The organism is Pseudomonas sp. TNT2022 ID1044, from assembly GCF_028656895.1.
Lineage (GTDB): Bacteria > Pseudomonadota > Gammaproteobacteria > Pseudomonadales > Pseudomonadaceae > Aquipseudomonas > Aquipseudomonas reinekei.
Map to the genome: position 1 here is coordinate 90,190 of NZ_JAMDHB010000008.1, position 14,117 is coordinate 104,306.

A 14,117-nucleotide genomic window follows, 5' to 3' on the forward strand; every position below is an offset into this window, starting at 1 on the left:
GAGTTCGTCTAGTGCTCGGTGCCGACAAGCTGAGTCGCCAGTCAAATACCCATCAAATACAAAAAACATCAGGCTAAAGCCGCAAGCGTACTGATTTATAGGCTTTAGCCTTGAAAATATGCCGCCCAACAGACGACGAATCAAATACCCGTCAAATACAACGCCACTCAAGCCCAGTAGGGCAGATAGCGTGAGTTTTTGTTGGACTGCCCCTCTTCATACGGCTTAATGACCTGTACCTCTTTTGCGTCCCGAATGATCCGCGATGCCATCGCACTGTTTTTGGCATCGATTCCAAAGCGCTCACGCAGCGTCGTATTAGTCATCGGGTCACGCAACACATAACGCAGGCAAGCATGCAGATAGCAGGCATATACCCGCTCCTGCTTGTCCATGTCCTTGAGTGCTCGGTGAGCGAACAGTACGACCCGTAGAGAGCCATCAGGGCGCTCCCAGCGCGGCGGTGGTAATTGATAGAGTTCCGTATCGGAAACCACCTTGTCCACGCCGCTACCCCGTTCTTCACAGATGCCGACGCGTCGCATAAAAGAGGCCAGCGCCTCATTGCGTGAGCGAGGCGGACTATCGAGAAAACGATCAACATCGACCAGAGGCTCACCGGGATTAGTGATCTCAAGGCGGTCATCAAAAATCTCCACCATAGGGCCTGCACCCGACACAGAGAAATCCTGATGGATCAGGGCATTCGCAATCAGCTCACGCACTGCCAAGTCCGGGTACATCGGCACATCCTTGCGCAGAGCCTTTCCAATTACCTCATTTCGAGGCAGCAGTGCACTGAGAAAATCAATCAACCCCTCGAAACCGCTGGCATAGCCCTTGTGCCCCTGCTGCTCACGTACGGTTTTCAGACGCCCCTTGCCTTCATAAACAATCAGCCGCACCGCCTTGCGCGCTAGCCCTTTGAATTTCTGCAACTCACGGGCAAACAGAATCGCGCCGAGGTTGGTGATCTCCCAGCGCTTGGCCGCATCACAACGCAGCATGCCATCTTCTTGCAGACGGTTGAGAATACCGCTCTGATCCGTAGGCAGTGGAAGCCCCAGCAACTGGAAATAAGCAGGATAATCAAGCAAGGCCAAAGCCTCAGAAGCATCTAGATTGCTTGCCGCCGACAGCTCCTCGAAAGGGGTTCGATCGAATACTCGCCAGAGCGCACGCTCTTGTTCAGGGAAGTCTTTCAACGGCTTCTTGTTGGAGCCAATCCGGATTAGCTCACGCCCCTCAAAGGTCGTCGGCTTACTGTGTGCGCTGGGAATTTCCAACAAAACCAAAGGCTTGCTGTCGACCTCGAAGGCATGAAAACGAAAATGCAGCCGCGGACTCAGCAGCCGCAGCAGCCAGCTTTCCAGCTCCTCGTTACCTTTCTTCGCGCTGTGCGGTTTGAAAGTAGTACCGACAATCTCATGGGTCTTGTCACTCACGCCCCAGACCAGATAGGCATTGCTTTTGCCGTCCAGAGCTGCCGCATTGGATAAAGCAGCTAGGTACTCACCAATTTCCTGTGGATCGGCGTTGTTGTGTTTGAACTCCAGCCAAGGGGTTTCGGCCGGCAGCTTACACAGCTCCCTGACCAAGCTGATCAGGTAATCGGCATTTCGCTCTAAGGTCATGACGCCCTCCTGAAATTATGGGTGCCCGACAACTGACTCACTGAGCTGCACAGAAAAGTGTCTGGCTTGCTCATTCTGCCTCCGGTTCGGGGGTAACGCTGTTTAACTGCTGATCCTGCCAGGCTGCGTAGGTTTGCCCCGTGCCCTCAACCACCCAGGAGGTGCGCCCATTGGCGGAACGGCCACACACCACGGCGGCGGCAGCGCTGGGGCTGCTGAAGGCATAGTCGTCGCTAAACACCAGGTTATTGCTGCCCTGTGCGACCATGACAGCTTCGACGACCAACTGCTTGAACAGTCCCTGGTAGCCACGTTCGGTGCCCACCCACTCGGCACGGGCCTTCGAGCCCTTGAGCACGAAGAACTCGCCGTCGATTTCCTGCCCTTGAGCACTGATGCTGTAACGCGGCACCTCCAGATTGAAGCGCGGCGAGTGGCTGACCGGAGTGACCGAGCTGGCACTGACGGCGGCGGAAGGCTTACTCAGCTCGCGCAGAAAGTCGAAGCCCAGCACCGGCAGCACAGTACGGATCTGCTCTAGGAAGAAGGCCATATCAGCGCGGTCGGACTCCGGCAGACTGCCATAATCATGCGCAGTGCCATTAAGCAGCTCGCAGCGGCCGACTTGGTTAGCGATGCTGATCAGCAGGCTTTCCAGATACTTCACATGGGTCTTGGTCAAGTTCTGGTCCTTGCTGGTGACAAGGCAGACCTTTTCCCAAAAATCCTTGCCTCCGGTCGTGCCTTCGGAGGCCTCGGGGCGGTTGTGCTGTTTGAGGCGCTTGGCCACGTCATCCGACTCGCCGATATACACCTTGGAGCGCAGGTTGTTCTCCGGGTCGAGGCCGACCAGAAAATACACGCCAGTTCGCCCACACTCTGGACGCTGCACCAGCTCGGCCAGCTCGGCCAGCTTGCTGCGCGGGCCGGTGAGCACATGACCTGTCCAGTTCATGATCTCGGCAGTAAGCAGGCCGTTGGGCGTACCATCCACCAGAAATAGACGAATGCTGCGCCCTGGGTTCATGTGGCCTCCCGCAAATCAATTTGTCCGGTGACGGCGGCGGTGATTAGGGCTGAGCGGCGTTCTTTGAGGAGGACAATGCTGCATTCGGTCCTATCAATGATCGACTTAAAGCGAACAAGCTGCCCGCCCAAGGCATGGACAATTTCCTTTTGTTCCTCCATCGGTGGGCGAGTAATCCGAATTGCCTCAATGTCCGGCATGTAGATGGTCTTGTGAGTGGAGCCCATCATCAGCCGGTCAAAATCAGGCTTCATCCCTAGCAAGACATAGTAGAGGTACTCGTTAAAAAGATCGCGACTGCATGTCCACACCGCAAAGTCCTGGGATGTCGCCATATCGACTTCCAAAATCCCAGTAAAACCCACAGACGCCGTGCGAGACAGAAATACGGACCCTGCAGGCAACAAACGCGCTGAGGAGTTCTCTAGTCCAAGTTTGCTGACTTTCTCTGAGGTCTCAGACACATATTTCTGCTCGCCACTGCGAACTTGCCAGACATCAGCAAGGGTGAACCACGGAACTGTACAATTTACCCAGTACTCAGGCTTTGAACGGCTAGGAGTGTGTCCAGATTCAAGCCGTGCAGTCTGCCTAAGCTGCAGTACCCCCCAATGCTCCGGCACATCCCCCAGCCACTCCACGCCGGAGTTTTTCATCTTCACATTCGGATCAAGACCTTTGGTGACGGCATGGGTGATCAGCGCCTGGCGCTTTTCGCGTAGCAGCTCGATAAATTGGGTTTTCTTCTCCACCAGCGCATCGATGCGGGCGGTTTCGCGGTCGAGGTGTCCGGCGATGGATTCCTGTTCAATACGATCAGGTAACGCTGTAGGGAAATTTCGTGTGAATTCATCTGGGACGCGTTTTAAACCACCAGCCCCGGTCATGGCACCTACACCGAGTGCCCGGAACCGCGGGCTCTGCACAACGTAGTTGAGGTAACGAGCGTCCATGATTTTTGTGTTGGGTCGGAGAACTGTCAGTTCGGTCGTGCCGAAGCCCGCTGAATCCAGCAGCCCTTGCATTAGGGCACCCTTGCCATTTTCAAAGCATGGCGTGACCTTTGCGAACGCCACATCTCCGTCTTCAAAGTAGGAATAACCATTGCGTACATCGCGCACAGGCCGGGTCTGTTCAAAATTAAGAGATCCGTCCTCGCCTATGGCTTCCATAGGAAGAAAAGAAACATCACGATCCTGATTATCTAGTAGATCCAGGCGTATCGCTGGATTTAAAGTTGCAGTGAACCTTAGGCGCTTAACCGCCCAATGTTCCGGCACCGCCCCCAGCCACTCAACCTCGGAATCCTTATACACCGGATAGCGTTTGTAATGACTCACGCCGTCACCTCACCCAACAGTGCGGCGATCTCGGCCTCCACGGTCTTAAGATCGGCATCAATCTCGGCCAACGCACGCGGCGGCTGGTAGACGTAGAAGTAGCGGTTGAAGTTGATCTCGTAGCCGACGATGCCGACTTGGCCGTCCTTCGCGTCGGTCTTGCTGGTGTCAATCCAGGCATCCGGCACATGGGGCAACACTTCGCGGGCGAAGTAATCATCGATGGATTGGTTCAGCGGCACGTTCTCGAATTCGCGCAGGTCGCTATCGGCCTGCACCTTGCCCTTGTCGTCCAGTACCGGCTGGGCCTCGGCGTCGCGTTCGCCGAAGCAGGACAGCATGGCCTTCTGCGCCCCCTTGCCGAGCTTCTTGATGCTGGCGGCCTTGAGGAAGTCAGATAGGTTGTCGAAGCTGCCGGATACCTTGGCAAAGGCTTCGGCCTGATCGGAACCCTTGGTGTCCTGATAGGCGGCGAGCTTGTCCGGCGTAACCGAGAAACGCAGACGCAGCGGACGCTCGACGGTGATGCGGCGGTAGCCGAATTCGGTTGTGGCAAATACCTTGCTGTTCACGCCGCTCTCGCCGGCCTCGTGGAGCTTGGCAATCTCGGCGATTTGCTCTTCGGAAAGAAACTTGCGTTTGCTGCCCAGACTTTTGCGCATGGGCGCGTGCATGGCTGTGGCATCAATCAGTTGCACCTGACCTTTGCGCGCGGCTTCCTTGTGGTTGGACAGCACCCAGATATAGGTGCCAATGCCGGTGTTGTAGAACAGGTCGTTGGGTAGGGCGATGATCGCCTCCAGCCAGTCGTTTTCCAGTATCCAGCGGCGGATCTCCGACTCGCCGGAGCCCGCACCGCCATTGAACAGCGGAGAGCCGGACAAGACGATACCGATCCGTGTGCCCCCCTGCTCCGCCGGTTTGCGCTTGGACAGTAGGTGCATAAGAAACAGCAGCGAGCCATCACCCACTCGTGGCAGGCCGACACCGAAGCGCCCGGCGAAACCAAGACTGGTTTGCTCGTCCTGCACCTGCTTCTGCACCTTCTCCCACTTCACGCCGAATGGCGGATTGGCCAAGCAGTAGTCGAATTGCTCATGGGACAGCAGGTCGTTAGAGAGGGTATTGCCTAGCTTGATGTTCTTGGTCTCGAAGCCCTGGATCAGCTTATCCGCCACAGAGATGGCGTAGGTTTCCGGGTTCAATTCCTGGGCGTAGGGCACCAGGCGGGCATTGGGATTCCACTCGGCCACCTGCTCGATGGCCGAGGAGAGGAAGCCGCCCGTACCAGCCGCGCAGTCATACACGGTACGCACCACGCCATCACCATTCAGAGCTTGATGGTCGGGAGCGAAGATCAGAGTGGTGGCTAGGCGTACCACGTCTCGCGGGGTGAAGAACTCCCCGGCGGTGTCATTGGCGGATTCGGCGAACTTGCGGATCAGGTGTTCAAACACCAGGCCCATTTCGTGGTTGCTAATGACGTTGGGATGCAAATCGATGCTAGCGAACTTCTGCGTCACTAGGTACAGCAGGTTGGCGGTCTCCAGTCGGCTAAGCCAATCAGCAAAATTAAAGTGCTGAAATACCTGATGGGCATTGAACGAAAACTTGGCGATGTAATCTTCCAGGTTGGCGCGGGTGCTGGTGGAGCCGACGCTGTCGAGAGCGAACTGCGAGACGTTATAAAAAGTAGCCCCGGCAGTGGCAGGCAGAATCAAATCCATATCCACGCCACTGGCGTGCATTGCCAGAAACTGGCTGCGCACCTTTTTACGCGTCGGCTCCAGTACGCACTCTAGGCGGCGCAGCACGGTGAAGGGCAGGATGATGCGACCGAACTCGGACTGTCTGAAATCGCCACGTAGTACGTCGGCCACGTTCCAGATGAAATCGGCGAGATTTTGCTGTTGCTGGTTCACGCAGGAATCCTTTAAACGGGGTGAACGCAGGGAGGCTTGTCGTGCGATGACCGCCCCGGTGCCTCCCTGCGTTGGTAGTGTTGCAGATGGCAGAACCTTAACCGGTCAGGGAACTGAGAACCAGCACGCGAGCTGCGACTTGTTAAGATTTCAGGTAGATAGCTACCGTGGCAATCCCTTGCGCAGGCATTTGCCCCGGAGCGGCTTCATCCGCAACTGCTGATCATCCTTGACCAGGTAGCGCACCGCGTCGTGGACATGGGGACGAATATTTCGATCACTACGCAAGATGATGCCAATACCGCGCCTATTCCCGTATTTTTCTTTGTTGTGATTGCAGCTATTGAAGTAGCCCTGCCCCCGCGTAATACGCTCCCACAACTCGCCAATCTGCTTGGCTTTATAGATGTCTCCGCGCACTTCATTACCGTTGAAGAAGAAAGCCGCATGGACGTGGTAGCCCCGACCCTCCCCCTGCTCAACCGCGCAGATGTAACCAGTGAGGTGGTCAAAGATCGGATTGCGCTCACGCTCAGCAATCAGCCGATCCAGGTCGTCGAATACGTGCTCAACACGTAACCTTGCCTGCGCTTCCGAGCGGTAGTAGAGATTGACCCTGACTATTGTGGTGCGAGAGTAACGATCAAGCACAGCATCAACGTAATCGGTGACGCTGCCCTCCTGCTTCTTAGCCTGGAGGCGGAGGTCATCCTTCCTGCGGAGATACCATCGCTCACGAGTCAACTGACGGATACGAGCGACCAACACGTTCATGCTGTGATGATGATCGAGCCAAGCCGTACCACTTTCATCCCGGCAGACAGGACCATCAGGGTGACGCTCCAGTCCAATGTCTTGGCATGCTTCCCTAAACGCTTGTAGGTGTTCGCTGTAGCGGTATTCAACTCGGTCATCGAACAGATCCATCATCTGGCGGATGTGAGTGAAGTACCTGGAGAGCCGGGTCTCCTCTACTCGCTCATAACCTGTACGGGTTTGCCTGAACCGAAAGGCTGGGCTGTCATGCTGCTCGGTGGCCTGGACGAGTCGTTCAATCTGAATGGCGATGTCGGACTGGGAAAGGTATGTGTAGGTGTTGCGTTTGGTCATGGGGGTGTACCTGATTGGTGGTTTGCATATCAGGTAGGTGCGCTATGTACTTTTTAACTGATGACCTATCACTAGCTTGAGGTGGTGGTGTGTAGCTGGGTTAGATAATCTATTGGGTCGTTATTGATTGATAGTTAATTGCTATATAACTAGAAGCACCTCACCCCAAGGTGGACGCTTCCGGCCAGGCAGAGCAATGGGGAGCAACATTGCCAAGCCTATCGAGAGATTAACCCATTGGGGTCCTGGGGGAGTTAGCTGAGAATGCAGGATCTTTCCAAGCAGCATAAACGCCATGACCAGCTACTAACCGGTCATGGCGTTTATGCTGGTTTCTAGCTGGCCATACTCAGACGGCCAGGTCGGGCTGAAGCGCTCTCAGCCAGATCTCGTTCCTCAATCCTTGCCAGGATCCAGTCGTGCACCTCGCTTTCAACCCAACCGACACAACGGTCACCCAATGAGACCGGCTTCGGGAAAGTGCCCTCCCCGATGTACTTATAGATGGTCGACCGGGCCAGGCCAGTCGAGTCGATGACTTCTTTCAGGCGGATGATCCTCATGAACGGGGCTCCTCGTATTCGTTCAGAGGATCTGCAGGGGCGGTAAGAAATAACTCGAAGGCTCGGGCACCTACTCGGTTAGCAAGCCAAACTCGTAGCGGTTCCACACATCCAGGTCAGCCTCGCTGTCGAACTCACGAAGGAATCCGCCACGGACATCCTTGTAGACAATGCAGGCCTTCTGATTCTCGGGAGCCGGATAGACGATCAGGGAAACGACCCTCAAATCACCATCGCCCTCTTCTGACTCCGGCGCAGGTATCAGCCTAATCACCTGGGGCTGGTACCCCGGCCACGCCTTGCCATTTAACTTCTGCTTCAAGTGTTCGGCCCACTCGAACGCCACCTCAAAGAAGTGATCGAGCACTCCAGGCCAGTAGTAGCCGGCCTCGTCCTGCCCCGGCCTTCCTACCTTCAGCTGCGCCAGCTCTCGACCGATCAGGCCCTCTAGAGACGCAGGAACTTTGCCGTATCTTTCGCCTGGCCCTCCCCATGTTAGGGACAGCAGATGCGACGTATACCCGGCCAGCTTGTGATACAGGACATCCAGCGCAGCAGGTCCCAGAGCGAGAAGAGCTCCTGCTACGTCAGACCGCAGCCCACTGGCCAACCTTGCGCTGTGGGACAGTCCATCTTCTGCATAAACCAGCACGGCGCAACGGAAACTCTGCTTACCTAGTTGAGGGTGATCGAGGTTCAGGTAGTAGGTACTGCGAACCTTGGCCCCAACGAAAAAGCCATTGGATACACCCGGTACATGAACACGAATGAAACCCAGGCTGACTAGCCGCTTCACCTGGTGCTTGAGCGCAACTGAACTCAAACCCGTCATTGCTCGAAGCTTCGCCTCCCCCACTACGGTCACAACCCCACACTGATCGGCAAAGGTTAAAAGGGCAGCCAAAACCATTCTCGTGGCAGCCCCCAGGCGTCCACAAGCGCCAGGAGCTGCCGGTCGCCCATCCTTACGTATCTGTTTACGAGCAGCCTTCTCGTTCCCCCCATCTGCTTCATGCAGAGGCCCCTCGGCATAAATCTCCGGCTCATTAAAGAGACGCAGGACCAGTTCCTGATGAGCAAGCGTACTCCCTCTTGGCTGAGCGAGCAGATCAAGGAGGTACTGCGACGCCTCATATTCCTGCCCCGGACGCCCCACCTTACCTGCCTGTTTTTTGTTCACCAACAACCCAGCTTCGGCCAACCCTCGCGTGGCGTCTCTGACCAACCTATCCGTCAAGCAGAGGAGCTTCGCAACCGGCTTGACCTTGATCGAGGTAGTCAAAAGGGCCTGCTCTCGGCATATCAGGGCTTGAAGAAAGAACCTAGAATCAGAACTAATCTCTAGATCTTCCGATAAAGCTAACAGCTCTGACACAAATTCCACCAAAAAATCGCGAATTTAGATGAGATTTTATACCTATAAAATCAGAATATCTACTTCATGTAACAGTTCTGTTAACAACTCCTATAACAGGAATGTTCACACATACATTAACAACGCGTGATAAGATCCTGCTAACAGATCAATGAACAAATCCGTTAACGAAAAATCATAGCTATGAGCTATCGCTACCCTGCCGAGGGTACTGATCAGGAGGAACGGGGTTGAAAGGGACAGAGATGAAACCGAGCTGGCTCAATGAGAAGGACAGCGATGAGTGGCGCTGGGCTGCCAGCTACCTATCGCGCCGAGGTTCTTCGTCGTTGCAAAACAGCCTGAGCGCCCTTGCAGATAGCAACTTCAGCTATCTGGTCAGATCGATCCATGCCCTCGAATCCGAGGCTGAAGGTGTAAAGCTCATCGAGCGTTTGAGAAGCGCAATCAGACAAAGGCGGTATCGCCTATCCAAAGGAGGCAGAAAGACCTGCTCCTTCACACTGCCGCTTGAAACCAAGACCACGCTCAAGAGACTTGCAAAAAACCACAGAACAACTGAAACAGCGCTGATCCAGCGCTTTATCGAAGATGCAGCTAACCTGGCCGAAGCGCAAAAAGAGACAAGGCTCCAGGAAAACCTGATGGCGAAGGTCACACGCAACACAAGCAAGCTTGCGAACGAACTAAATCAGATACGGATTGAGGAGACCAAGAAGCAGCTGCGCCATTGCCTGAAGCGGCTCACGCTGTGGGAGACTTCAATGGGAAACGAGCTACCAACGCTAACCGCTGACGAGGAAGCAAAAGCGATTGCGAACGTAGAGAATCGAATGCGTGTAATCCAGGAGGCTGTCGATGCTTCCGTAGCAATGCATGAGATGATGAGCCCAAGGTCTGTCTAACGACCAGGCCCGCCCCCCCTTAATAGGGAAAAAGCACAAAACCCTCCCGATCACAGTCCCAACCCATTCACCGCCAAAGTATGGGTCAAGGTGTGGGTTAATCCTACGTATAATATTTTTATCCTTATTTATCTGATAGTTACGAGATAATAAAGCCGGCCACAAGCCGGCTTTTTAATGCCTGCTGAAAAGCAAACCTCCCATCTGAAAAATCAGAATAGGGTTGTCTGGCTCGGGAACCCGTTGGTAACCGTCCGGCCAGCACTCTATCCTGACAGCCCTCCAAATTGGCCAAGATAGTGGACACCATTTTTTAGTGGACACTATCTTGGATACAGTTGCCCCTGCCCGTCGAGCTGGTCGCCGCCCCAACTTTCCGCTGAACTTTAAACGCCAAGTCGTCGAAGCCACCTTCCAGCCGGGCGCCTCCGTGTCGTTGATCGTTCGGATAAAACGGGACTGTGATAAAACGGGACAGATTTATTTTCCGTGTCTTGAGCAATAACGACCTAAAAGTAAGCATCTTCGCTGTCTTTTGAAGGAAAGTTCCTATAAAGCCCAACCTGCTTGCGCCTGACAAATGGGCTGACTAATCTTCGACCGTCGCTACTGACCTCTAAACCGAGATAGCGGCACACGCGGCGAAGGCCGCGCCGAAAAAAGCCATCAGGGAAAAATGCATGAGCGCCACCCCCGCTAGCCTGAGCATTCCACCCGAAGGCTATGGCGATTGGCTGGCCGACCTCAAAACCCGAATCCATCAAGCCCAACAGCGCGCCACTCTGGCGGTGAACCGCGAGCTGGTGCTGCTCTACTGGCAGATCGGTCAGGATATTTTGATCCGTCAAGCGCAACAGGGCTGGGGCACCAAGGTGATCGACCGACTGGCTCAGGACTTGCGCGCAGCCTTTCCTGATATGAAGGGGTTTTCTCCACGCAACCTCAAATACATGCGCGCGTTTGCCGAAGCGTGGCCCGACGCGGAATTTGTGCAACAAGCTGCTGCACAATTGCCTTGGGGTCACAATCTGATGTTGCTAGACAAGCTTCACGACCCTGAAACCCGCCGCTGGTATGCCGCACAGGCCATCGAGCACAACTGGTCGCGGAATATTTTGGTGGTGCAGATTGAAACCCGTCTGCTGGAACGCAGCGGCAAGGCCGTCAGCAACTTCGATAGACAGTTGCCCAAACCGCAATCCGACCTTGCCCGAGAATCACTGAAAGACCCTTACCGTTTCGACTTCCTCGGCCTGACTCTTGATGCCCAGGAGCGCGAGATCGAAAACGCTCTGGTTAAACACGTTACCGACTTTTTGCTGGAACTGGGAGCGGGCTTTGCCTTCGTCGGCAAGCAAGTGCTGCTGGACGTAGGCGGTGACGAGTTTTTCATCGACCTGCTGTTTTATCACCTCAAACTACGTTGCTATGTGGTGATTGAACTCAAGACTGGCAAGTTCAAACCCGAACATCTGGGTCAGCTTGGTTTTTACCTCACTGCAGTGGATGCTCAGCTCAAGTATCCACAGGACGGCCCGACCATCGGCCTTCTGCTGTGCAAGAGCAAGAACAAGGTCGTGGCCGAATATGCCTTGCGCGATAACGCCCGCCCCATTGGCGTGGCCGAATACCAGTTGGTGGAATCCCTGCCGGCAGAGTTACAAACCAGTCTGCCCAGTATCGAACAGATCGAACGCGAGCTGGCAAGTGATGACGCCCCCTTGGAGGACGACGCGCAATGACGGTACAGACCTATAAATTTAAGGAGAGCAGCCGCATGCAAACATTGCAGTCGCTGAATCTGAGCCTCACGGATAACTAAACCCCTTAACCAACGTCAACTCCCCCACCGCTCGCATCGGCACCAGAAACGTCTCCATTTTTTCATCAGGCGTCCCCTCCTCGGTAATCACCGTCACCTGCGCCGTTGTCAGCGGTTGTACCGCTTCCTCCTGCCCTGCTTCATCGCTGCGGTAACCACCACCAAAGTAATTCACATACACCAGGTACTGGCCCTTGATCGGTGCGGGCATGGCGAAGATTTCCGGGCCGTAGCCGGTGGTGACGTCGACGTCGAGGGCTGCGCCGTTTGCGACGGCGCGGTCGCCGTACCAGATGTGGGCGCCGTCGGGGGTGATCAGGTGCAGGTCGAGGTCGGTGCCATCGCTGTCCCAGGCCAGCAGTACGCGCAGTTTGGCGGGGGTGGCGCCGCCGCTGGCGTTGAGGAATTGCGTGCGGTGGCGTTGTTGGCCATCGGGGCTGCGCACTTCCACGCTGTTGCTGCCATTGGGAAATGAGAACGGGCGGTCGAAGCGGCCGGCGGGGTCGATTTTCAGGGGCATGCTGACGCCGTTGACGATCAGTCGACCGGGCTCCGCGGATTTCGGTGTGGCGTGGATCTGGCCACTGATACGCGCGGTGTTGGCCTGCCCTGCCGGGGTGTTGACCGAAGAGGCGGGGTAATTGACGGTCTGGCGGAAGCTCTCGCCTTCACCTTCGGGCATTCCGGTTCGCCAGCCGCCGCTGGGGGTGTCGAGTTTGATGCCTTGCGCCATTGCCCACGGCAACGCCGTCAGCGAACAAAGCAACAGCAAGACCGGTGAATAACGAAGTGTCATGGTCTATTCCAGCAAAAGGTGGCGGGCGAGCCCTTCGATGTAGGTTTCATCCTGGCCGTTGGGGTGTGCTTCAAAGGCCAGGTGCAGGTATTCGTGCGTCAGGTCGAGGCGGTCCTGCAGGGACAGCACGCCACGCACATAGATGCGCTGGCGTTCGCGGTCGACATAGGGCCGACCAAAGCTCAAGCGGCAAACGGCGAAGGTGCTGACTTCGTTGTAGCCGGTTTCGCTTTCAAGCCTTGGGCGCCAGCCGCGCCGTTGTTTCTGCAGCCAGTCTTGCGCGGCGGGCAGTGTTTCGCAGGAGGCGACGGGGTTGTCCCAGCGGCTGAGGCTGGCGCGCGGGTATGCGTGCAGCAAAATGGCGTCATAACGCTGGCCGGCGCGGGCCTGCTCGACGGCGTGTTGCCAGGACAATTTGTCCGGCCCGGGTTGATCAGAATGGTAAGTGACGGCGCTGCCCGCCAGCACCAGGTCGCTGGTCCACGCAGCGATGTTGCGCGCTTCGGTGGTGGCCGGTCGTGGGGCGACTCGTTGCCGCTGGCTGCTGTCGTCGATGCTTAGGCAATCGCCGTTACGCGTGGCGTTTTGCAGCAGATAAGTGCGGATGGCGACGGCCAGGGCTTTGGCGGCTTCGACGGGTTCGGCGGTGGCTTCACGCTGAAGCACGCGGGCGACGTATTCCTCGCGATCCAGGCGGGCGACCAGCTGGCTGTTCAACAAAAACAGTTCACCGTCGCTGTGGATATCGAGTTGGTTGCCATTGGTGAATTCGACGCGAAAATCGCCCCTGATCGGCCCGGATGAGACAACACGATCGCCCGCCAGAACGCGTCCGATCGGATAACGTGAAAACAGCCCCACCTCGACACAACGACCCGGATCCGCAGGCCAGTCAACCGGTAACACCGACGCCAACGCCTGAGCGTAAGTGCGCAAAACCCTCTGACTGGTTCCCCTCCCACCGGCCCAGATCGGCGTGACATTCGCCGTCCAACCGGCGAAACCACCCTGACGCGACGAAGGATCCTGCTCCCCCAACCAGCTCCAGGTTTTCACCCGCAACCGGCCACCAAGCTCGCCCACGACATTGCCGTCGGCGGCGCTCAACACGACGTCCAGCAACACCCGGCGTGCCTGATCCTGCGCGGGCATCACGGCCAGCATTCGCAGCAACTCCACCACTGACACGCGCGTGGAGGGTTGCATCGAAGGCAAATCAAGCAGCCACTCCGGCGCTTGCCGCGTTTGCCAATACTGGCGCCAGGCTGCGCCGGAAATGCCCAATCGCGCAGGCTCGAAGTACAACCCGCAGGACTTCACCAACGCCTGATCACGTTCAATCCTGCCGCCCGCCGCGCAGCAATAAACTTCCTCTTTCGACTGCCCGCGACATTCATAGGCAGGCTCCCGGGCGCCGGTGTCTACCAGCCAGCCGTAGACGAACAACTTCCACAAACTCCCCAGCGGCGTCTGCAAAGTGTCGGGCAACGGTTCACGAGCGATAACCTGAGTCCGGCTCAACGACAGCAGTTCGCCTTCGAAGCCCAGGCGCAGCGGTTCGTCCTGCGCCGTCGCCAGCGCAGGGATCAAACACAGCAAGCACCAGAGCAAATGTCGGGTCAT

The 14,117-nt window shown here is 56.4% G+C and carries 11 protein-coding genes; 2 read left to right on the plus strand and 9 right to left on the minus strand.

Annotation, left to right across the window (positions count from 1 at the left end; all coding sequences use genetic code 11):
• Positions 1 to 167: 167 nt before the first annotated feature.
• From M5G20_RS12295 to M5G20_RS12325, 7 genes are all read right to left on the minus strand, one after another.
• The gene (locus M5G20_RS12295) at positions 168 to 1,634 is read right to left on the minus strand and encodes an ATP-binding protein (protein WP_273919325.1); all 1,467 of its coding nucleotides are present in this window, start codon (positions 1,632 to 1,634) and stop codon (positions 168 to 170) included.
• Between the two features lie 70 nt (positions 1,635 to 1,704).
• A complete protein-coding gene (locus M5G20_RS12300) occupies positions 1,705 to 2,661 on the minus strand; it encodes a GIY-YIG nuclease family protein (RefSeq protein WP_273919326.1) in 957 nt (318 codons plus the stop codon).
• Positions 2,658 to 4,001: a restriction endonuclease subunit S gene (locus M5G20_RS12305; protein WP_273919327.1), complete on the minus strand. Its 1,344-nt coding sequence runs from the start codon at positions 3,999 to 4,001 to the stop codon at positions 2,658 to 2,660. The genes M5G20_RS12300 and M5G20_RS12305 overlap by 4 nt, the downstream gene beginning before the upstream one ends.
• The gene (locus tag M5G20_RS12310; protein WP_273919328.1) at positions 3,998 to 5,923 is read right to left on the minus strand and encodes a type I restriction-modification system subunit M; all 1,926 of its coding nucleotides are present in this window, start codon (positions 5,921 to 5,923) and stop codon (positions 3,998 to 4,000) included. Before M5G20_RS12310 ends, M5G20_RS12305 begins: the two co-directional genes overlap by 4 nt.
• Before the next feature lie 162 nt (positions 5,924 to 6,085).
• On the minus strand, positions 6,086 to 7,033 hold the full coding sequence (locus tag M5G20_RS12315) for a YagK/YfjJ domain-containing protein (protein ID WP_273919329.1): 948 nt from the start codon (positions 7,031 to 7,033) through the stop codon (positions 6,086 to 6,088).
• Between the two features lie 335 nt (positions 7,034 to 7,368).
• A complete protein-coding gene (locus M5G20_RS12320) occupies positions 7,369 to 7,596 on the minus strand; it encodes a helix-turn-helix transcriptional regulator (RefSeq protein WP_248089636.1) in 228 nt (75 codons plus the stop codon).
• A 70-nt stretch (positions 7,597 to 7,666) separates the two neighbouring features.
• The gene (locus M5G20_RS12325; RefSeq protein WP_273919330.1) at positions 7,667 to 8,878 is read right to left on the minus strand and encodes a hypothetical protein; all 1,212 of its coding nucleotides are present in this window, start codon (positions 8,876 to 8,878) and stop codon (positions 7,667 to 7,669) included.
• Positions 8,879 to 9,216: 338 nt separating this feature from the next.
• Here M5G20_RS12325 and M5G20_RS12330 point away from each other — a divergent pair, with 338 nt between their 5' ends.
• Positions 9,217 to 9,876 carry a hypothetical protein gene (locus tag M5G20_RS12330; protein ID WP_273919331.1) on the plus strand — a complete coding sequence of 220 codons (660 nt, stop codon included), beginning with the start codon at positions 9,217 to 9,219 and terminating at the stop codon, positions 9,874 to 9,876.
• Between the two features lie 680 nt (positions 9,877 to 10,556).
• Entirely contained in the window at positions 10,557 to 11,618 is a 1,062-nt protein-coding gene (locus M5G20_RS12335) for a PDDEXK nuclease domain-containing protein (RefSeq protein WP_273919332.1), read from the plus strand.
• 66 nt (positions 11,619 to 11,684) lie between these two features.
• On the opposite strand, the gene M5G20_RS12340 is transcribed toward M5G20_RS12335, so the two are convergent.
• A complete protein-coding gene (locus M5G20_RS12340) occupies positions 11,685 to 12,494 on the minus strand; it encodes a YfaP family protein (protein WP_273919333.1) in 810 nt (269 codons plus the stop codon).
• Positions 12,495 to 12,497: 3 nt separating this feature from the next.
• Positions 12,498 to 14,117, minus strand: coding sequence for a DUF2300 domain-containing protein (locus tag M5G20_RS12345; RefSeq protein ID WP_273919334.1), 1,620 nt, complete (start codon positions 14,115 to 14,117; stop codon positions 12,498 to 12,500).

Bases quoted from the DNA above. Each gene is read 5' to 3' on its own strand.
- M5G20_RS12295 (WP_273919325.1), bottom strand. From the start codon at position 1,634: ATGACCTTAGAGCGAAATGCCGATTACCTGATCAGCTTGGTCAGGGAG.
- M5G20_RS12300 (WP_273919326.1), bottom strand. From the start codon at position 2,661: ATGAACCCAGGGCGCAGCATTCGTCTATTTCTGGTGGATGGTACGCCC.
- M5G20_RS12315 (WP_273919329.1), bottom strand. From the start codon at position 7,033: ATGACCAAACGCAACACCTACACATACCTTTCCCAGTCCGACATCGCC.
- M5G20_RS12320 (WP_248089636.1), bottom strand. From the start codon at position 7,596: ATGAGGATCATCCGCCTGAAAGAAGTCATCGACTCGACTGGCCTGGCC.
- M5G20_RS12330 (WP_273919331.1), top strand. From the start codon at position 9,217: ATGAAACCGAGCTGGCTCAATGAGAAGGACAGCGATGAGTGGCGCTGG.
- M5G20_RS12335 (WP_273919332.1), top strand. From the start codon at position 10,557: ATGAGCGCCACCCCCGCTAGCCTGAGCATTCCACCCGAAGGCTATGGC.
- M5G20_RS12340 (WP_273919333.1), bottom strand. From the start codon at position 12,494: ATGACACTTCGTTATTCACCGGTCTTGCTGTTGCTTTGTTCGCTGACG.
- M5G20_RS12345 (WP_273919334.1), bottom strand. From the start codon at position 14,117: ATGACCCGACATTTGCTCTGGTGCTTGCTGTGTTTGATCCCTGCGCTG.